Origin of the sequence: Providencia sp. PROV205 (assembly GCF_028479505.1) — a bacterium.
Classification (GTDB): Bacteria; Pseudomonadota; Gammaproteobacteria; order Enterobacterales; family Enterobacteriaceae; genus Providencia; species Providencia huaxiensis.
Genome location: NZ_JAMPNU010000004.1, coordinates 213264 through 232812 on the forward strand (window position 1 = coordinate 213264; position 19549 = coordinate 232812).

The window sequence follows — 19549 nt, forward strand, 5'->3', positions numbered from 1 at the left end:
TTGATTTATAAACATAGTTTTAGAGGTGCAATGATGAGCGCGGCAGAGATTAAAGGTCGGATATTTAATATCCAAAAATACTCGATTTATGATGGCGATGGCATCCGCACATTGATTTTCTTAAAAGGGTGCAATATTCGTTGTCCATGGTGCGCCAACCCAGAAGGGCTAAGCAGCCAGTTCCAAGTGATGTTTTCCCATGACAAATGCGTCAACTGCGGAAAATGTGTTGATGTCTGCCCAACAGGGATCCACTACAAAACCATTAATGAGCAAGGTGAACAAATTCACCGCGTGAATCGTAGTATTGACTGCATTGGTTGCCGTAAATGCGAAGAAGTGTGTATTGGTGGTGCGTTAGACATTATGGGGAAGGATGTCACAGTAGCCGAAATGATGGAAATCATCATGCAAGATTATGATTTTTATATTTCTTCCGGTGGTGGCGTGACAATCGGTGGCGGTGAAATGAGCCTACAAACCGATTTTGCCGTTGCGCTACTGCGTGAGTGTAAAAAAATGATGATCAACACCGCAATAGAAACCCAAGGCACTACATCGTTAGAAAACTATGAAAAGTTATCTGAAGTTGTCGACCTATTCCTCTATGACATTAAACATATTGATACTGCACAGCATAAAAACCTGTTCGGTATTGGCAATGAAAATGTTCGCCGCAACCTTGAAAGGTTGGTTGAACTCGGTGCCAACGTTGTAGTGAGAATGCCATTGGTTCGCGGCTATAACGACTCTTTTGATGCCATCACGGGGGCGATTCACTATGCGATGGAATTATCCAAACGTGGCAATGTAAAACGTATTGATATTCTGCCTTATCACCAGTTGGGACGCGGCAAATACGACAAACTGGATATGATTTATCCCGTTAAACAAGACCCAACCTATAGCGCAGAAGAGTTAGATCAACTTGAAGCATTCTTCAAACAATTTGATTTCGATATTCGACTGGTTCGTCATTAAGTAGGAGAGACAGATGAAAAGTTTAGGCGTAATTGAAACTCGGGGGCTGACATCCGCCATACAGGCTGCAGACGCAGCCTGTAAAGCCGCCAGTGTAGAAATTGTAGGTTATCGAAAAATCGGCTCTGGACTGGTATCCGTTTGTTTTCAAGGCGAAATCAGTGCCGTTCGCACCGCAGTTGACCATGGCATTGAAGTGATCGCCAGTAGCCAACTATTAGTCGGTTCATTAGTGATTGCACGGCCTGAAGAAAGTGTGATCACCAAATTACTGACAGTGAAAAGTAAAAAGGGCGAATTAGAGAAAAGTATTCAACCAGAAGCAAAAACAGAAAAGCTAGTGGAAAAAGCAGTTATTGAAGCTAAAACTGAAGCGCCAGTGGCTGAAGTTAAAACCGATATCAATGTGAAAGACATCAAAAATGACCCGCGTAAAGGGAAAAAATCATGATGAATGAGCAATTGATGGGGAAAATACTGGCTCGGCTTTCAGCCTATACACCGGCACAAAATGGCGTTGCTAACATCGCTATCCCTGTTGGCATCTCTAACCGTCATGTTCATCTTTCACAGCAGGACGTTGAAGCGTTGTTTGGCCAAGGTTATCAGCTAACGCCATTCAAAGATTTAAAACAGCCGGGGCAATTTGCTGCGAAAGAGTGCGTGATGGTCGTGGGGCCAAAAGGCTCTATTAGCAAAGTCAGAGTGCTAGGGCCTGTTCGCCCAAAAACGCAGCTCGAAGTGTCTAAAGCCGATTGTTTTGCCCTTGGCATTAAAGCTCCTGTGAGAGAGTCTGGGGATATGACGAATTCGGGTAATGCTTTACTGATTGGCCCAGCAGGACATGTCAATCTTGAGTCACAGGTCATTTGTGCTCAGCGTCATATTCATATGAGTGTGATGGACTCAAGAGCACTAAATGTAGTGAATGGGCAAAAGGTGAATATCCGTACTGAAGGTGAACGCAGCTTAGTGTTTGATGAAGTTGTAGTGAGAGTCGATGAGCGGTTTTCTCTTGAATTTCATATTGATACCGATGAGGCGAACGCAGCGGGATTACGGAATAACGATAGCGTATTCATTGCAGGCTAAGGAGTGGTGGCAAAATGAACGAAAAACGGATCGAGCGAATTGTGCAACAAGTTTTACGTCAGTTGAAGCGACAAGTTCTGGTTGTGCTATCGCCTGTTGAGGGGTATCAGCAAGCGATTTACCAAAGACTGGCACAGCTAGATTCTGTTTCTTTTTCCTTTTATGCCACCGCATCCATGCTTCAGTCCTCTGATGTTGAAAAATGGGCTGAATTGGGAAGTGTTGTAAATAAAAGCACCTTATCAATAAGTAGGTTAAATCATTATGGCAGCCTGTTTTTACCGTTTATTGATGCAAAAGTGGTTGGTGAGATAGCCAATGGTTTGTTTGTGAGTGAGGAAAGTGAGCTAGCCCTACATGCCTTATCACAAAACATGTCGATATTGGCACTGAAATATCATTGTTGCCCTGAAAGTGAGTTAAGTCAGGTTTTAGGTTTAAATAAAAACGAAAATTATAATCGTCTGATTAAAGAAAATATCAGTAAGGCTATTAATTTAGGAATTCATTTTGGCTCGTTAAACGAAGTAGAAAAAAAATTTATAGTCAATGAAATTACTGAGGAATTAAAACCTGAAATAAATAATGAACATCCAAATCGCTATATTACTTTAAAGGAAGTAATGAATAACCCTAGGGGGTATTGTGCGAATGAAAATAAATTAACGGATTCAGCAATCGATTATTTAAAGTCACTTAAAAAATAAAGTTATTAAATTAAAAATTAATTTTAATCATTCTATTTATCGTAGGAGTATTATCTATGTCCCCTAAAGCAAAGTCATGGCTTTGGATGCTGGCGGTTATTATTTCTGAAACCTCAGCAACATCGACCTTAAAAATGTTTGATAATAGCGAAGGTATGACCAAATCATTATTATTGGCATTAATCGTTGTGTTATATGTTATTTGTTATTACTCACTTTCCCGCGCGGTAAAATATATTCCTGTTGGCTTAGCTTATGCAACATGGTCAGGTACTGGGATCCTAATGGTTTCAACCCTTGGTATGCTATTTTATGGGCAACATCCTGATACCGCAGCCATGATTGGCATGGCGGTGATCGCAAGTGGTATTGTGATCATGAATCTATTCTCCAAAATGGGCTCAGATGATCCAGAAGAAACTGAGCCACCTAAAGATGAAACAGAGTCTTCATTATTATCCGCAAAAAATAACACAGCTCATTAATTTAAAGCTAAGGGGAATATTATGTTTACTGGATTTCTATGGTTAGCACTTTCTATTGGCTCTGAAATAACGGGCACCTCTATGATTAAAAAGACCAATAGTTTTAGCAAATTGGGCCCATCCGTATTAGTTATTATTGCTTATTGCCTGTGTTATTTCGCTTTAACTCGTGCAATGGGCTATATCCCAGTTGGTGTCGCTTATTCACTGTGGTGTGGGTTTGGTATTGTCGGTGTGACACTCGTTTCTATGGTTTTATATAAACAAAAACCCGATTTTCCAGCGGTATTCGCGATGGGGCTCATCATTAGTGGTGGGATTATTATGAATACATTCTCGACTATGTAATTAATTTTTAGACCATTGTTGCATCTTTCTTTCGTTCATTATTTGGCCCTCAATGTATTTTCGTGAGGGCTATTTTTTTATCATACGATAGTATGACTGTTTCACGATACAAAGTGATGGTTTGGCGATAAAAGAAAGGATCTATCCTATGTTAATTTACGTTCTATAAATAATCTAATTAGGAAAAATGAATGAACATAATTGAATGGGATGATTTTACCCGTGTTGAAATGCGTGTTGGGACTATTGTTAGTGCAGAAGTTAATATTAAAGCTAAAAAGCCCGCTTATATAATGGAGGTTGACCTCGGTGAATTGGGCATTAAGCGCTCAAGTGCACAGATCACCGTCAATTATACGCCTGAAGACTTGATTGGTAAGCGAGTACTGTGCGTGTGTAATTTTGAAGTAAAGCGTATAGCAGGCATTAAATCTGAAGTGTTGATCACGGGGGCGCCTGACGAAACGGGGGCGATTGTCCTTGCTGAATTTAACCTGCCTTTGCCAAATGGTGCTTTATTAGCATAATGCTCGTTATACTTCTAATACTCGTCATACTTCGTGTTATTGCGTTGTTGGCTTCACTCACTCGCTCAGTCACATACTTTTGTATGCCCCTAGGGCTTACTTTGCTTGCCGCCTAGCGATAACACGAATTATTTAGAGCATTTAACGTTTTTGTTGCACTCACCTTCCTCAATAGGTGGCGCATTGGCATCACTGCCATTTATTAGTAAAAAGGTTATACTGCTATTATCTGTATCAGTAGGAGTGTGACCCTTTGCGATTGCCTGAACTTCATTTTCGCCAATATTCAGACGAAGTCATTTCTCATCAACATGATGGGCAGTGGCAAGTTGTGTTGTCGTTATCTGGGCAGATGGAAATCAATATGTACCGGCAACATTATCTATTAAATGCAGGAAAGGGGGTTGTGATCCCGCCTTGTGTGAGCCATGCATTTAGCGGGCAGTTAGGAAATCAAAATTATGTATTAGAAATGCCCGCCACAGCACAATGGGCATTGAGTGAAAAAATGACGGAGTTTACTCTGACGCCTGCCGCAATTGGCCTTTTGAATTGGTTGCAAAACTTCCCACAAGCTCCCGAACATAATTTTACGGTTGCCCGTCTATTATTGGCCCAGTTAAAATCTGAAAATAAATGGATTGATGAGCTTTCTCAATGGGTAGAACCGCGCCTACACCATCCTATTAGTTGTGAAGACATGGCAACTGCTTTTTGTATGTCAGTGAGTACATTGCAACGACGAATAAAAGCAGAAACACAATTAACAGCGATGCAATTTCTATTACAAAAACGAATGGAAATTGCAGGAAGCTTATTACTAACCAATACCTCAATAGAACAAATTGCATTATCTGTCGGTTATGAATCTCATTCGGCATTTAGCCAAGCTTTTCGTCGATTTTATGGCAGAACACCAAATGAATATCGAATTCAGGGCATTAACTTAGTACCTTGTAAAAATTAGCAGCTTTGCTAGCCACCAATCTTTACAATATTTGCTATCTACAGCATGCGGATCCCTTCAAATGGGTTCCAGTTATCCAATCCTTTGGTTTCTTTAATATAGTAAGCATAGTTGGCAACCATGGCCCACAGCGCTGACATACCGACAGATACCCCAGTAAAGACGGCGTTAGGAATTGTTCCGCCAATCATAAAATCAATAATATTCAAAACGAGAGCAACCCCAAGAGTGATACCAAGCATCACTAACCCTTTCTTCCAAAGCCCTAAAATGAGGAAATAAATAATACCGAAGAAAAAGGCAAAAATGTTCATATTAATGAGAATACGCTCACCGAAAGAGGCGGCTTTTAACGCTGCTTTGAATTCAGGCGTATCAGGAGCACCATGCTTATCAAAGAAATCGAAACGTTTTTGCCATTTATTAGAATATTGCTTCTGTTCCATTTTCCATCCCTTGCTTATTAATAAGTATAAAATCGGGATTGATAATACTTGGATAACCGCATAAAAAAGAGGTAAATAGTCTTAATGTGACTATTGAGGGATGTTTTTAATAATGAGCCAATCAAAGATAAATAAAGGGAAAATGATTAAGATAAATAGCAAATAGATGATGGGTTAATTTATTGGAAGGCTTGCCTACATTATTTAGTATTTGACTTATTGGTTATTTGTTCAGAAATTGAATTTGCATAGTTGCCATGTAAAAAATCAGTATTTACATTGGCTTGCTTGAGTTTTAGTTCGAGTAAAGCTAATTGCTTACTCATCGACGTATAATTGGGGTCGTCCACAGAGAGACCTTGTAGCATATGGCTTAGCGTTAGAGCATCTTTCCTTTGTTGTAATTCTACAGGTAAATAACCTGAGTTTTTTAATATGCGATATCCAGCCCTTAGCGCTGGTGGAACTAAACTGTCGTCTTCAAGCTGTAAAGCTTTCCCTTCACCATTTAAATTTGAAAGCTCCCCTTTATTCAGCGCCTCTTGAATATGGCGTTCTGCCCAAAGATCAATAACTGACATGATAGCGACTCCATGAGTTGATTTTTTACTATTATAGCCCCCCATATCAATATAAAGGAACCTGGTAGATTATTCTTTATTGCGCTTGTTATTCCGAGTTATTGGTAAGGTTTTATCGAGTATTGATAAATAAGGGGTTGGCTATTTTTATAAAATAAAACTGCTAAAAAATGGTATTTAATTAGTGATAAATGGCGGAAAAAAGCTAAGGATAATATGAAAATTGTTATGTTGACCACACTTATAGAAATTAATTTATCTTGTTTATTTTAGTTTTAACTATCAACTTTATATAAATTATAAATATTAACGACTAATTGAAATAAATCATTCTTAATTATGTTGAACTTTATATCTGATTTGTATGAATTTTGTTTATTTAAAATTATCTATTTGTAAATAGCAAAAAGCAAAAACATTGTGTAATGTCCGTTTTTCTTGTTTATAAGGAGAAAATATGGAACAAAAGAAGCAAGAGGGAAGCCGTTTTTTGCGAACGGTTGAGTGGCTAGGTAATGCACTACCACATCCCGTCATCTTATTTATTATTTTAATTGCAATTTTATTAGTTTCTTCAGCAATAGGTCAGTATTTCGGTGTCAGCGTGCCAGACCCTCGCCCAGAAGGGGCAAAAGGGCGTGCAGAAGACGGTATTATTCATATCGTTAGCTTATTGGATGCCGAAGGGATCCGAAAAATTATTGCTAACGTCGTCACTAACTTCACCGGTTTCGCACCATTAGGGACGGTATTAGTTGCATTATTAGGGGTTGGAATTGCAGAACGAGCAGGTTTGCTTTCTGCTGCCATGCGTTTGGTTGTAACCAAAGCCCCACGTAAATTAACGACAATGGCGATCGTGTTTGCAGGCATCATGTCAAACACCGCGGCAGAATTGGGTTATGTGGTACTTATTCCGTTAGCCGCTATCATTTTCCATTCATTAGGACGTCATCCTTTAGCTGGCCTTGCCGCTGCATTTGCAGGGGTTTCAGGCGGTTATTCAGCAAACTTATTATTAGGTACGGTTGACCCATTACTGTCTGGTATCACCCAGCAGGCTGCGCAAATCATTGACCCGACTTATATCGTGGGAGCGGAAGCGAACTGGTATTTTATGTTTGCGAGTACGTTTTTGATCACTATTTTAGGTTACTTGATCACAGAAAAAATTGTTGAGCCACAGCTGGGCCCATACACAGGAGGGGCAGTCGACGAAGATGAAAATAGCCTCTACGCCTCAGCAAATGTCACCCCGCTAGAGAAAAAAGCGTTATTTTGGGCATCGGTAACATTTTGGGGATTAGCCGCGATTTTGGCATTAATGGTGGTACCCGAAAATGGAATATTACGTAACCAAGATACTGGGTTAGTCAGCAACTCGCCTTTCCTAAAAGGCATCGTGGTGTTCATTTTTGTGTTCTTTGCCGTCCCGGGTATTGTGTATGGCTATATTGCTAAAACTATGCGCTCTGATAAAGACATTGTTGACGCAATGGCAGGGGCAATGAGTACTCTTGGCTTATATCTGGTTATCATTTTCTTTGCCGCACAATTTGTTGCTTTCTTTGGTTGGACAAATATCGGGCAAGTTATTGCGGTTAAAGGCGCCAACTTTTTAAATAGTATTGATCTCCACGGTGGCGTGCTATTTATTGGCTTTATTCTTATTTGTGCATTTATTAATTTAATGATTGGCTCTGCATCAGCTCAGTGGGCTGTCACCGCGCCTATTTTCGTTCCAATGTTGATGTTGGCCGGTTATGCGCCTGAAACTATTCAAGCAGCTTATCGTATTGGGGATTCGGTAACCAATATTATCACTCCGATGATGAGCTATTTTGGGTTGATTATGGCGATAGTGGTTAAATATAAAAAAGATGCAGGAATAGGGACATTGGTTTCAATGATGCTGCCATATTCCATCATTTTCTTCATTGGCTGGTCGTTGTTCTTTATAGTGTGGGTATTTGTATTGGGTATCCCTGTGGGCCCAGGCTCTCCGATATATTTCACGCCAGGAAGCTAATCATTGTACGTGGTATAGCCCGTCTCAAAGAGGGCTATATCTTTGAGTTTATCTCAGTATTAATGAGGCTAACACTAACTCATTGATAAGTATGATTTTTTGCTTTAATCAAGCCCTTCCCACAAATAGTCTTTTAGTTTTACCTTATCATTCACGCTAAAGATAATCCCTTCATCTACAAGTGCTTGTTTATGGCGTAGATAGCATTCCCCCGAGACGGATAACTTCCCCTGACCATTAATAACGCGGTGGCAGGGTAGGGAACTGCCTGCTGGGATAGTCCGTATCGCTTGGCAAACTTGGCGTATATGAGCAGGGTAACCGGCCATTTTGGCGAGTGTTCCATAAGTAGTGACTCTTCCGCTAGGGATGCTCCCTATGAGGCTATAAATGATATCTCGAAAAGATGGCGCACTGTTCATGGTCACAGCCCTAATTACGATGAGTGTGTGTCGGCCTTATTATAAGGCGTAGGTGATATAAAACATTATTTTGTTCTAAGCTTATTTAGAGCGCAAGTGATTATAGAACTTAATGAATATCAATGAGATATGATTTTATCGGGAGATGCAAAGCAAAAACCCGCCTTTTGGGCGGGTTCTTTAAATAAGTGGTGCCCGGACTCGGAATCGAACCAAGGACACGGGGATTTTCAATCCCCTGCTCTACCGACTGAGCTATCCGGGCAACGGGGCGCATTAAACCGTATTCAGCCGTTTGCGTCAATGCATTTTTAATAAAAAAACACTTTTTTTTACTGAGTGTTTTCTTTTTCAGCAAAAGGTGTGTGTTTAGTATGCGTTAATTAGTTTTTTAGCTTAACGCCCCTTTTTTACGGCACAGTGCGATTGTGAGAATATCCTCTGAAAGGTGTTGTGCAATCTCCACATCTTGAATATCCCTTTGTACTAATAAGCGGTTTAAACAACCCTCAAGCACTAATTCCATTTGGTTAGCAACCAATGCAGAGTCTTCAATATCTAGTTCATCTAATAGGTTCTTAGTGAAGTGAAATGAATTGTCTTTTTGTAAGCGGCTTAATTGGTGGATAGGGTGCTCGGCATCTGGGTAATAATTACAGGCAGAAATGAATAAACATCCAGGAAAACGCCCTTGACTGACTTTTTCAGATAATTGTTGGTAGCGAGCCATTAATTTTTGCTGCGGGCTTAGAGACTCATCTAGCAAGGTTTGGCGCTGCCATACTTCAATTTGCTGGCTATGATAACGCAAGCAATCATAAACAAGTGCTTCATCGTCTGGCCAGAATTGCCGAATAGTTGAGAAATCAGATTCAATTTCACTGAGTAAATTTTCTGTAGATGCGGATAAGCCTTGGATTTCCAATTGATTTAAGGCGTGGCTCAAAATAGTTTCGCGTTGGATAGGCATTGTTAACTCCATCACAATATGTCTGATTTTTCTCCATCATAACAATGTTCAATTGTGAATTATAGCGATTTGCAGTGCTATTATGAGTCGTCGTTTTCGAAGGGGAACAAAATCAAATAGGAAATTGAGTGGGTATTTAAAAGTGGGGAGTTTAAAGCGAACAGGAGGGGGAAGGACCCCCCTGGAACGAACTTGTGGGTTTATATCAGACTTTAATTGATCAATTTAGCTTCCAACGCAGCATCGATATAATAAAACTGAAAGACTTTCTCCATAAAGTCATCGATGTCATGTTTTCGTAATTCGAGAGCTTGTAAAATATCCAAAAGACCTTGGATCGTAATGGCGTTTTTACCTCTTTCATAACGAGAAACTTGTTGTTGGCTGATTTTTAGCCGAGAAGCTAATTGTGCGCCAGTCAAGCCAACCACTTTTCTGCGGTGTTTTAAAAAGGTTCCAATATAAACGGTTACATTTGTATTTTCATTTCGTTGAGTATTTAGCATGCCTCCTCCAAGTATATAAATCTTGTTAGAATAAAGTATATTGCTACCAAAAATCCTTATTGTTTAATTGGTGTCAATCTGAGTGATTAAATGATTATAATCAGACTTTCCAGTTATTATTAAACAAGGCTGAGTTAATTATTACCAATATTTATGGCAGATTGATTTTAAATTTTTGATAGATAATTTCTATCCCTATTACCCTGAATTCGTGTTTCAGGAAAGTGAATTTAAAACTATCACCTTTTAGTGTTTTTTTTATGGTTTTTTATTCTGAAAATAGTTTATATTAACTTGTTTTTTGGAATTATATTTGAGCTTGTAATTTCTGAAAAATGAATGGGATTACCTATCATCACCTGCTTATAGTCATTGTTTGTTACACTTATATGTAGAGTATTAATATACATATATTATTGGAAAAATGTTTATTTTTGATTTTATCTTAATTATTCATAATCGAGTGAAATATATATTACTAAGGCATGGCTTAAAATTTTTTTAAATGGTTATTATTATTTTATAATTACGTGAGTGACTTTATGTGGGGCGACCAAAGTAATATATTTTACGTAGATGCAGATATAGAAAACCCGTGCGATTTGCACGGGTCGGTATAAGATTACGTGGTACTCATATAAGCTATATGATCATACCGCCAAATAAGAAGCCGAATGAAACAGCTAATGCCACGGCAATGGTACCCGGAATAAAGAATGGGTGGTTAAAGACAAATTTACCAATGCGTGTAGTACCGGTGTCATCCATTTGTACTGCTGCAACCAGCGTTGGGTAAGTTGGCAGAATAAATAGGCCAGAAACCGCAGAGAATGATGCGATAGCTGTTAATGGGCTAACATTCAGCGCTAATGCCATTGGCATCAATGCTTTTGCTGTAGCGGCTTGTGAGTATAATAACGCAGAGCAGAAGAAGAAAATAACCGCTAGCATCCAAGAGTGTTCATGGATTAAATCACCGGCAGTTTCTTTGATCCAGTCAATGTTGTGCTGTACGAAAGTATCGCCTAACCAAGCAACACCTAAAATACAAATACATGCGCTCATACCTGCTTTAAAGGTACTTGAGTTTAAGATAGCATCAGTATTAACACGGCAAAGAATAGTAATTAATGTCGCCACAGTTAGCATGATAATCAAAATTGCATTTGTGGTGTTCATTAATGGTGTTTCAACAATCCCTAAGCTTGGGCTATTAATGATGGCATAGCAAACAACGCCGATAACGCCGAGTAAGAATAACAATACAGAGGATTTAGCACCCGCTTTGATTTCTTTTACTTGGCTACCACGCAGTTCAACCAAGCCTTCAGCTAAACGTTTTTGGTAAATAGGGTCATCAGATAGCTTAGAGTTGAATGTCCAAGAGATAATGAATGACATCAAAATAATTGCAAGGAATGTCGCAGGCAATAGAACACTAAGAAGTGTGATATAGCTGACGGTATTACCTGCACCCACCATTGCTGGGTTTTCCATGACTGACGCCATATAAACCACTGCCGCTGAAATTGGTGATGCTGTGATACCTATTTGTGCTGCAACAACCGCAGTGGATAATGGACGGCACGGTTTTACACCTTGCTCTTTTGCAACTTCTGCAATAACAGGCAGCGTTGCTAAAGAAATATTACCTGTCCCTGCGAAAAGTGTCAGGAAGTAGGTAACAATAGGTGCAAGAATGGTAATGTACTTAGGATTACGACGCAGTAATTTCTCAGTTTGGGCAACTAAATAGTCCAGACCCCCTGCAATTTGCATTGCAGAGATTGCGGCAATAACAGCCATGATGATTGAGATAACGTCAAATGGAATGGATCCTGGTTTTACGCCAATAGCAGCGAGTACCAGTACCCCAAGGCCACCGGCAAAGCCGATACCTATCCCACCTAAACGGGCCCCCAAAAAGATGGCCAGCAGAACAATAATAAATTCTACGGCTAACATAGTGTTTACTCCTCGACAAAATGAAAATTAAAATTATGAAACTGTTATGTTAATTATTTGTGTGTGTATCAATCAAAAAAGGCACGCTTTCTATTGAGAGGCGTGCCTTTATTTTTAAGTGTTATTTATGATAAACATAAAACTTTAGTCATCAAAGCGTTTTGCTTTATAAGCTGGGTGTTTTAAGTTCTCAACAGAGAAAATATCATCCAGTTCAGCTTCAGTCAGTAAACCGCGTTCAAGAACAACTTCGCGTACACTCTTACCGGTTTCAGCACAGATTTTACCCACGATATCACCATTGTGGTGACCAATGAATGGGTTCAGATAAGTGACGATACCGATGGAGTTAAATACAAACGCTTCACAGATTTCTTTGTTTACTGTAATGCCGCTAATGCATTTTTCTTGCAGATTACGACATGCGTTGCTCATTAAAGAGATAGACTCGAACATCGCTTGGCCAATCGCTGGTTCCATTACGTTTAATTGTAATTGGCCCGCTTCAGCTGCCATTGTTACGCAGATATCGTTACCAATAACTTTGAAACAAGCTTGGTTAACAACTTCAGGAATTACAGGGTTAACTTTTGCTGGCATGATAGAAGAACCAGCTTGTAACTCAGGTAAATTAATTTCTTTCAGACCTGCACGAGGACCGGAAGATAACAGACGTAAGTCGTTACAAATTTTAGACAGTTTCATTGCCAGACGTTTTAAGCCAGCATGAACAGTGATGTAAGCACCACAGTCAGAGGTTGCTTCGATTAAGTCTTCAGCAGGAATGCATGGTAAACCAGTCACTTCGGCTAATTTTTTAACTGCAAGCTCTGAGTAGCCAGGCGCAGTATTCAGGCCAGTACCGATAGCAGTTGCGCCTAAGTTAACTTCGAGCAGTAATTCGATGCTGCGTTTTAAGTTTTTCTCTTCTTCTTTTAAGAGAGTCGCGAAAGCATGGAATTCTTGGCCGACGGTCATTGGAACGGCATCCTGTAACTGGGTACGACCCATTTTCAGAATGTCTTTGTATTCTTCAGCTTTAGCTTCAAAGCCTTTTTTCAGGTATTCAACAGATTCAATTAACTTCAATATAGAATTATACACTGCGATACGGAACCCTGTAGGGTATGCATCGTTAGTGGATTGGCTTTTGTTTAGGTGGTCATTAGGGTTTAAGAATTCATATTCACCTTTCTTATGACCCATCAGTTCAAGACCGATGTTTGCAAGAACCTCGTTGGTATTCATATTCAGTGATGTGCCCGCACCACCTTGGAATACATCAACAGGAAACTGGTCCATGCATTTGCCTTCATTTAGAACAACGTCACACGCTTTGATGATGGTGTCCGCGATATTACGTGGAATAGTGTGTTGTTCTTTATTGGCTAAAGCCGCCGCTTTTTTAACCATAACCATGCCGCGAATAAATTCTGGGACATCGTTAATAGTGCGGTCGCTGATATAAAAGTTTTCAATCGCACGCAGAGTATGAACACCATAATAGGCATCAGCTGGAACTTCTTTTTTACCTAACAGGTCTTCTTCGATACGAGTATTGTTTGACATGAGAACCTTCTTAATTAGATTACAGTTACTGTCCGTTTATGCGCTTTTAAAAATCGATACTTCGTAAAACAAAATTTACAGGTGATTAATATTGCAAAGTAAAACTTTACAAGCAATTAACACCATCTACTACGTTATCAGCATTATGATCTACTGATTTATGGGTAGATGATATGCTTTTAATCATGTGTTGCCTTGAACCTAGATCACTATATAGTTTGATTTATGCAACAGATTTCACGTTGTGTGATGTTCATCACAGATAAGTATCATTAATGAAAAAAATCTGTGAGTTGAAAAGCGTTATATCTGCCCCAATTATTATGGCTATACTAAAGAAAAAAGCGAATATTGATAGTTGTCTCTTAGATGCAGTTCACAAAGGTTTCCCTAGGGGCGTAAAATAGTCGATAGCTTATTGAAATAAAGGAGAACTTGTGCGCTGGTTACCACTCATTCTGATATGTATTCTCGTTTACATTGAATCCGTCATTTTTGTGCGGGTTGCATCCGAAGTGGGTGTTTTAATGACTTTGATTTTAGTTGTTTTAACATCGTGCTTAGGTGTGTCACTCGTTAAAAATCAAGGCATGAAAAATGTACTGCAAATCCAACAAAAGTTAGCGTCGGGTGAAAGCCCAGCAGCTGAAATGATCAAGAGCGTTGCATTGGTTTTAGCGGGTTTCTTGTTGATTGTGCCTGGCTTTTTTACGGATTTCATTGGCTTACTGTTATTGTTGCCACCCATTCAAAAGCTTATTGTAATGCGCTTAATTCCTCATATTCGTTTCTACCAGCCGGGTTCTGGTTTCAATCAAACGGGAAATAGCGGCCATCAACGTGGCGATATTTTTGAGGGGGAATTCCAACGTAAGCAAGATGATCCTTCTTTTACAATTGATAACTCAGATAAAACAGATTTATCAGATAAAGACGATCGCCCTAAGTCATAAACCATCCTGTTTGTGGGGAGATAAAAATGAAAAATTTTTTATCTTCCCCCTTGAAGTCCCTCTTCTTCGCCCCAATCTGCTCAAACATGGTACTAGTTTATTTAAGACATGCTGGTATCGTCCTTTTACCTAGTATGGACTTTATTTATAGGAGAACTATTAATGAAAATTCGTCCATTGCATGACCGTGTTATCGTTAAACGTAAAGAAGTTGAATCAAAATCTGCAGGCGGGATCGTTCTAACGGGGACTGCTGCAAGCAAATCAACTCGTGGTGAAGTTCTTGCTGTCGGCAACGGCCGCATCCTCGAAAATGGTGAAATCAAAGCACTGGATGTGAAAGTTGGTGATATCGTAATCTTTAACGATGGTTATGGCGTGAAAGCTGAAAAAATCGACAATGAAGAAGTCCTGATTATGTCCGAAAGTGACATCCTGGCAATTGTTGAAGCGTAATTTTCACTTAAAACTTCTCAACGAACGAAAAGAATTTGAAGGAAAGAGATAATGGCAGCTAAAGACGTTAAATTTGGTAGTGATGCACGTACGAAAATGCTTCGTGGTGTGAATGTTCTGGCAGACGCAGTAAAAGTGACTTTAGGTCCTAAAGGCCGTAACGTAGTTTTAGATAAATCTTTTGGTTCACCAGTTATCACCAAAGATGGTGTTTCAGTTGCACGTGAAATCGAATTAGAAGACAAATTCGAAAACATGGGCGCTCAAATGGTGAAAGAAGTTGCTTCTAAAGCTAACGACGCTGCGGGTGACGGTACAACAACTGCAACTGTATTGGCTCAAGCTATCATTACTGAAGGCTTAAAAGCGGTTGCTGCGGGTATGAACCCAATGGACCTGAAACGTGGTATCGACAAAGCCGTCGTTGCTGCAGTTGAAGAGCTGAAAGCCCTGTCTGTTCCTTGTTCAGACACTAAATCAATCGCACAGGTTGGTACTATTTCTGCAAACTCCGACGAAACCGTGGGTAAATTAATTGCAGAAGCTATGGATAAAGTCGGTAAAGAAGGCGTTATCACGGTTGAAGAAGGTACTGGTCTGGAAGATGAGCTGGATGTGGTTGAAGGTATGCAATTTGACCGCGGTTACCTGTCTCCTTACTTCATCAACAAACCAGAAACAGGTGCTGTTGAGTTAGAAAACCCATTCATCCTGTTAGTTGATAAAAAAGTATCTAACATCCGTGAATTACTGCCAGTATTAGAAGGCGTTGCTAAAGCAAGCAAACCACTGTTAATCATCGCTGAAGATGTTGAAGGTGAAGCACTGGCAACTCTGGTTGTTAACACCATGCGTGGTATTGTTAAAGTTGCCGCGGTTAAAGCACCGGGCTTCGGTGACCGCCGTAAAGCAATGCTGCAAGATATCGCAATTCTGACTAACGGTACTGTTATCTCTGAAGAGATCGGTATGGAGTTAGAAAAAGCGACATTAGAAGATTTAGGTCAAGCAAAACGTATCGTTATCAACAAAGACACTACCACTATCATTGATGGTGTGGGTGAAGAATCTGCGATCGCAGGCCGTGTTGCACAAATTCGTCAACAAATCGAAGAATCTTCTTCAGACTACGACCGTGAAAAACTGCAAGAGCGCGTTGCTAAATTAGCTGGCGGTGTTGCGGTAATTAAAGTGGGCGCAGCAACTGAAGTTGAAATGAAAGAAAAACGTGCTCGTGTTGACGATGCTCTGCATGCAACTCGCGCAGCTGTTGAAGAAGGCGTTGTTGCTGGAGGTGGTACTGCACTGGTTCGCGTTGCAGCGAAACTGGAAGGCATGAAAGGTGATAACGAAGAGCAAACAGTTGGTATTCGTGTTGCTCTACGTGCGATGGAAGCGCCTATGCGCCAAATCGTTACCAACGCAGGTGAAGAAGCTTCAGTTGTTGTTAACAACGTGAAAGCAGCTAAAGGTAACGAAGGTTACAACGCAGCAACTGATGCTTATGGCGACATGATCGACATGGGTATCTTAGACCCAACTAAAGTAACGCGTTCTGCTCTGCAATTTGCAGCGTCTATCGCGGGTCTGATGATCACCACTGAAGCGATGATCACTGAGCTGCCAAAATCAGATGCACCTGACTTAGGTGGCGCTGGTATGGGCGGCATGGGGGGAATGGGCGGTATGATGTAAGCCTTTGGCGACATCAAGCTCAAGTAGTTACTAACCCAGTTAGGACTACCCACCATAAGACCGGTATCGTTAGTGTTCCTAGCGGTGCCGGTTTTTTATTATTTATGGGTGACTATATGTTGTGTTTTTTTTATCAGTTCATCTATATGTTGTGGTTTATTTTTGGTGTGATAATATGTATTTCACGTTCACTGATAGGAATTAACTCATGGCTGGAAAAAATCAACATGTAGTAAAGCGTCCTGAGGGTTGGGCTGTCCGCGGAGAAAATAATTCTAGAGACACATCTGTTCATCGAACACAAGAAGATGCAAGGCTTGCAGCTCGTGAAATAGCAAAGAATCAAAAAAGTGAAGTAGTTATACATGGTAGGGATGGACGAATAAGAGACAAAGATTCTTATGGTAATGATCCATTCCCGCCTAAAGGTTAGGTCATATAACTTCTTGAATGAGTAATATAAGACCGGTATCGTTAGTGTTCCTAGCGGTGCCGGTTTTTTATTGGTTTTTAATAAATATATAACTATTAATTATTGATGAATGTATTTCCTCGAAACGATGTACAATTAATGCGTTATACGATTTATTTTTGCGTCAACGTTGCTTCGCGGGTTATATTTAACGTAAGGTAAATGGTTTGAATTCGCAAAGAATAGAGCAGGTTTTTGGTTAATTTGTGATAGACTCTATTCGGCTGGTGGTTTGCGGCAATGATGGTGCTGCATGTTAATCACCTCCTAGGTATTTCAATCAATAGGCTATTGGAACTAAAGCGATTTTCAAGCCAGCTGCAAAAACACAATGAAAAATGAGGGAAAACATGCGAATTAAAGTCTTGCTTGGTGCTGCTGCATTATTGCTTTTAGCTGGTTGTTCAACAACAACTAATTTGACTGCGGCAGGCTCACAAGTTCGTTTTGTTGAGAATCAACCTGGAAGTGATTGCCAACTTCTCGGTCAGGTTGCAGGGACTCAAAGCAACTGGTTGAGTGGAGTAAATAATGAATCTAGCTCAATGCGCAGCGCAGCAAATGATTTACGTAATAAAGCCGCGGCAATGGGCGGTAACGTGATTTTTGGTGCATCAAGCCCAAGTGAAACCGTGTTATCTAGCTTCATCCCATTAGATAGCAAAATGGTTGGCCAAGTTTATAAGTGCCCCTAAAATGAATTCATAGCGCCCAAATGGTTATTTGGGCGTTTTGCTTTCTAGTTCTGCCTTAAGTTCAGGTCAAGCAGCGTTTTACTTGGCTCTCCCCCAATTTCCCGAGCGAGCTTAGGCACAAGGTACCCTGAGACCTTACTTAATAATTGCTGTATTAATTGTCTAGCTTCAATATCACTCACTAAAAAGTGAGCAGCACCTTGGACTTTATCTAATACATGCAAGTAATAAGGTAAAATACCCGCGTCAAATAGAGCATTACTTAAATTCATCAGAGCTGTCACGTTGTCATTAACTTGGCGCAGTAATACGCTTTGGTTTAATAATGTCACACCTGATAACTTTAGTTTTTGCATTGCTGCGGTGAATGGCTCGTCGATTTCGTTAGCGTGGTTAACGTGCGTCACCATAATGACTTGTAACCTTGAGCTAGCAAGGCGTTTACAGAGAGCTTCAGTGATACGTTCTGGTATCACTACAGGCAAACGAGTATGAATTCTAAGGCGCTTTATATGTGGGATTGCCTCTAATTGGCTGATAAGCCAATCGAGTTCATGGTCTTTTGCCATCAATGGATCACCACCTGAGAAGATGATTTCATTGAGTTCGGTGTGGTTTTTTATATAATCCACAGCCATCAACCAGTTATTTTTATTTCCTTTGTTGTCTTCATAAGGAAAATGCCGGCGAAAACAGTAGCGACAGTTGACTGCACAGCCACCTTTTACCAGCAGTAATGCGCGGTTGTGGTATTTATGCAGTAAACTTGGAATTTCATTATCCTGCTCTTCTAGTGGGTCAGTAGAAAAACCTGGATGTATATCAAACTCTGCTTTTGCGGTTAATACCTGCAATAACAGAGGGTCTAGTGGATCGCCTTTCTTCATGCGGGAAATAAAGGGCATTGGAACGCGTAAAGGAAATAATTTGCGTGCCTCACTGCCTTCTTTCGATGAAAGGTGGTTTTCTAGGTTAAGTATTTGCAGCAATTCATCTGGATTAGTGATTGCTTCTGCAAGTTGTTGTATCCAGACTTCTCTGGATGAGGTATTTTGAGTTACAATATCGACCATTTTTTGGCTATGCCATTTTTAGTTTATAAATTAGAGGATCACCATGGCTACTTATAGTACCAATGAATTCCGCTCAGGTCTTAAAATCATGTTAGATGGCGAGCCTTGTGTCGTTTTAGAAAGTGAATTCGTCAAACCGGGTAAAGGTCAAGCGTTCGCACGTGTGCGTATTCGTAAACTGATTTCTAACAAACTGTTGGAAAAAACATTTAAGTCTACTGACTCTGTTGACGGTGCAGATGTCATGGATATGAACTTAACTTACCTGTACAACGACGGTGAGTTCTGGCATTTCATGAACAACGAAACTTTCGAACAGTTAGCAGCGGACGAAAAAACCGTTGGCGATAACGCGAAATGGTTAGTTGACCAAGCAGAATGTATTTTAACACTGTGGGACGGCCGTCCTATCGCAGTCACTCCACCTAACTTTGTTGAGTTAGAAATTACTGATACTGACCCTGGCCTGAAAGGTGATACCGCAGGTACAGGTGGTAAACCTGCAACACTGAGCACTGGCGCAGTGGTTAAGGTTCCTCTGTTTGTTCAGATCGGTGAAGTGATCCGTGTTGATACTCGTTCTGGTGAGTATGTTTCACGCGTAAAATAA

Annotated in this window: 23 protein-coding genes and 1 tRNA gene; 15 read left to right on the plus strand and 9 right to left on the minus strand. The window is 40.2% G+C overall.

Annotated elements, in window-relative coordinates; all coding sequences use genetic code 11:
- The first annotated feature begins 30 nt into the window (after positions 1-30).
- The 8 genes from cutD to PR800_RS04800 all read left to right on the plus strand — a co-directional run bounded on the left by cutD (position 31) and on the right by PR800_RS04800 (position 5107).
- Complete coding sequence (gene cutD, locus PR800_RS04765) at positions 31-981, plus strand: choline TMA-lyase-activating enzyme (protein WP_206276461.1); 951 nt, start codon at positions 31-33, stop codon at positions 979-981.
- Between the two features lie 13 nt (positions 982-994).
- Positions 995-1432: a BMC domain-containing protein gene (locus PR800_RS04770; protein ID WP_210848229.1), complete on the plus strand. Its 438-nt coding sequence runs from the start codon at positions 995-997 to the stop codon at positions 1430-1432.
- Positions 1429-2073: a phosphate propanoyltransferase gene (locus tag PR800_RS04775; RefSeq protein WP_102138024.1), complete on the plus strand. Its 645-nt coding sequence runs from the start codon at positions 1429-1431 to the stop codon at positions 2071-2073. The genes PR800_RS04770 and PR800_RS04775 overlap by 4 nt, the downstream gene beginning before the upstream one ends.
- Positions 2074-2087: 14 nt before the next feature.
- Entirely contained in the window at positions 2088-2780 is a 693-nt protein-coding gene (locus PR800_RS04780; RefSeq protein WP_195697781.1) for a hypothetical protein, read from the plus strand.
- 56 nt (positions 2781-2836) lie between these two features.
- Positions 2837-3265, plus strand: coding sequence for a DMT family transporter (locus PR800_RS04785; RefSeq protein ID WP_166264232.1), 429 nt, complete (start codon positions 2837-2839; stop codon positions 3263-3265).
- 21 nt (positions 3266-3286) lie between these two features.
- The gene (locus tag PR800_RS04790; protein ID WP_042845455.1) at positions 3287-3613 is read left to right on the plus strand and encodes a DMT family transporter; all 327 of its coding nucleotides are present in this window, start codon (positions 3287-3289) and stop codon (positions 3611-3613) included.
- A 191-nt stretch (positions 3614-3804) separates the two neighbouring features.
- Positions 3805-4140, plus strand: coding sequence for a tRNA-binding protein (locus tag PR800_RS04795; protein WP_102138021.1), 336 nt, complete (start codon positions 3805-3807; stop codon positions 4138-4140).
- Between the two features lie 253 nt (positions 4141-4393).
- Entirely contained in the window at positions 4394-5107 is a 714-nt protein-coding gene (locus tag PR800_RS04800; RefSeq protein ID WP_206276459.1) for a helix-turn-helix domain-containing protein, read from the plus strand.
- A gap of 38 nt (positions 5108-5145) precedes the next feature.
- On the opposite strand, the gene PR800_RS04805 is transcribed toward PR800_RS04800, so the two are convergent.
- Together PR800_RS04805 and PR800_RS04810 are read right to left on the minus strand one after the other, a co-directional pair.
- Positions 5146-5553 (minus strand): DUF2628 domain-containing protein, encoded by a 408-nt coding sequence (locus tag PR800_RS04805; protein WP_102138019.1) that lies wholly within the window; start codon positions 5551-5553, stop codon positions 5146-5148.
- Between the two features lie 200 nt (positions 5554-5753).
- Positions 5754-6134 (minus strand): DUF1992 domain-containing protein, encoded by a 381-nt coding sequence (locus PR800_RS04810; RefSeq protein WP_102138018.1) that lies wholly within the window; start codon positions 6132-6134, stop codon positions 5754-5756.
- A 457-nt stretch (positions 6135-6591) separates the two neighbouring features.
- On the opposite strand from PR800_RS04810, the gene PR800_RS04815 reads away from it, so the two are divergent.
- A complete protein-coding gene (locus PR800_RS04815; RefSeq protein WP_102138017.1) occupies positions 6592-8163 on the plus strand; it encodes an AbgT family transporter in 1572 nt (523 codons plus the stop codon).
- 104 nt (positions 8164-8267) lie between these two features.
- Here PR800_RS04815 and PR800_RS04820 read toward each other — a convergent pair whose 3' ends face one another.
- The 6 genes from PR800_RS04820 to aspA form a co-directional block, all read right to left on the minus strand.
- Positions 8268-8585: an MGMT family protein gene (locus tag PR800_RS04820; protein WP_239978916.1), complete on the minus strand. Its 318-nt coding sequence runs from the start codon at positions 8583-8585 to the stop codon at positions 8268-8270.
- 189 nt (positions 8586-8774) lie between these two features.
- Positions 8775-8850 (minus strand) — tRNA-Phe (locus PR800_RS04825).
- Positions 8851-8976: 126 nt separating this feature from the next.
- A complete protein-coding gene (gene dicD, locus PR800_RS04830; RefSeq protein WP_413399158.1) occupies positions 8977-9549 on the minus strand; it encodes a division control transcriptional repressor DicD in 573 nt (190 codons plus the stop codon).
- A 218-nt stretch (positions 9550-9767) separates the two neighbouring features.
- Entirely contained in the window at positions 9768-10061 is a 294-nt protein-coding gene (locus tag PR800_RS04835; RefSeq protein WP_102138014.1) for a helix-turn-helix domain-containing protein, read from the minus strand.
- Between the two features lie 642 nt (positions 10062-10703).
- Positions 10704-12026, minus strand: coding sequence for an anaerobic C4-dicarboxylate transporter (locus PR800_RS04840; protein ID WP_272530316.1), 1323 nt, complete (start codon positions 12024-12026; stop codon positions 10704-10706).
- 144 nt (positions 12027-12170) lie between these two features.
- Positions 12171-13595: an aspartate ammonia-lyase gene (gene aspA / locus PR800_RS04845; RefSeq protein WP_102138012.1), complete on the minus strand. Its 1425-nt coding sequence runs from the start codon at positions 13593-13595 to the stop codon at positions 12171-12173.
- 437 nt (positions 13596-14032) lie between these two features.
- Here aspA and PR800_RS04850 point away from each other — a divergent pair, with 437 nt between their 5' ends.
- The 5 genes from PR800_RS04850 (at position 14033) to PR800_RS04870 (ending at position 17866) form a co-directional block, all read left to right on the plus strand.
- Positions 14033-14548, plus strand: a complete 516-nt coding sequence (locus PR800_RS04850) for an FxsA family protein (protein ID WP_102138011.1) — start codon at positions 14033-14035, stop codon at positions 14546-14548.
- Positions 14549-14710: 162 nt separating this feature from the next.
- Entirely contained in the window at positions 14711-15004 is a 294-nt protein-coding gene (locus PR800_RS04855) for a co-chaperone GroES (RefSeq protein ID WP_004908085.1), read from the plus strand.
- 51 nt (positions 15005-15055) lie between these two features.
- On the plus strand, positions 15056-16699 hold the full coding sequence (gene groL / locus PR800_RS04860) for a chaperonin GroEL (RefSeq protein ID WP_206276728.1): 1644 nt from the start codon (positions 15056-15058) through the stop codon (positions 16697-16699).
- Between the two features lie 208 nt (positions 16700-16907).
- A complete protein-coding gene (locus PR800_RS04865; RefSeq protein ID WP_102138009.1) occupies positions 16908-17132 on the plus strand; it encodes a DUF2188 domain-containing protein in 225 nt (74 codons plus the stop codon).
- 389 nt (positions 17133-17521) lie between these two features.
- Positions 17522-17866: a DUF4156 domain-containing protein gene (locus tag PR800_RS04870; protein WP_004908089.1), complete on the plus strand. Its 345-nt coding sequence runs from the start codon at positions 17522-17524 to the stop codon at positions 17864-17866.
- Between the two features lie 44 nt (positions 17867-17910).
- On the opposite strand, the gene epmB is transcribed toward PR800_RS04870, so the two are convergent.
- Positions 17911-18939: an EF-P beta-lysylation protein EpmB gene (gene epmB, locus PR800_RS04875; RefSeq protein WP_166264238.1), complete on the minus strand. Its 1029-nt coding sequence runs from the start codon at positions 18937-18939 to the stop codon at positions 17911-17913.
- A 43-nt stretch (positions 18940-18982) separates the two neighbouring features.
- Between epmB and efp the strand changes: the two genes are divergently transcribed.
- Positions 18983-19549 (plus strand): elongation factor P, encoded by a 567-nt coding sequence (efp, locus tag PR800_RS04880; protein ID WP_102138007.1) that lies wholly within the window; start codon positions 18983-18985, stop codon positions 19547-19549.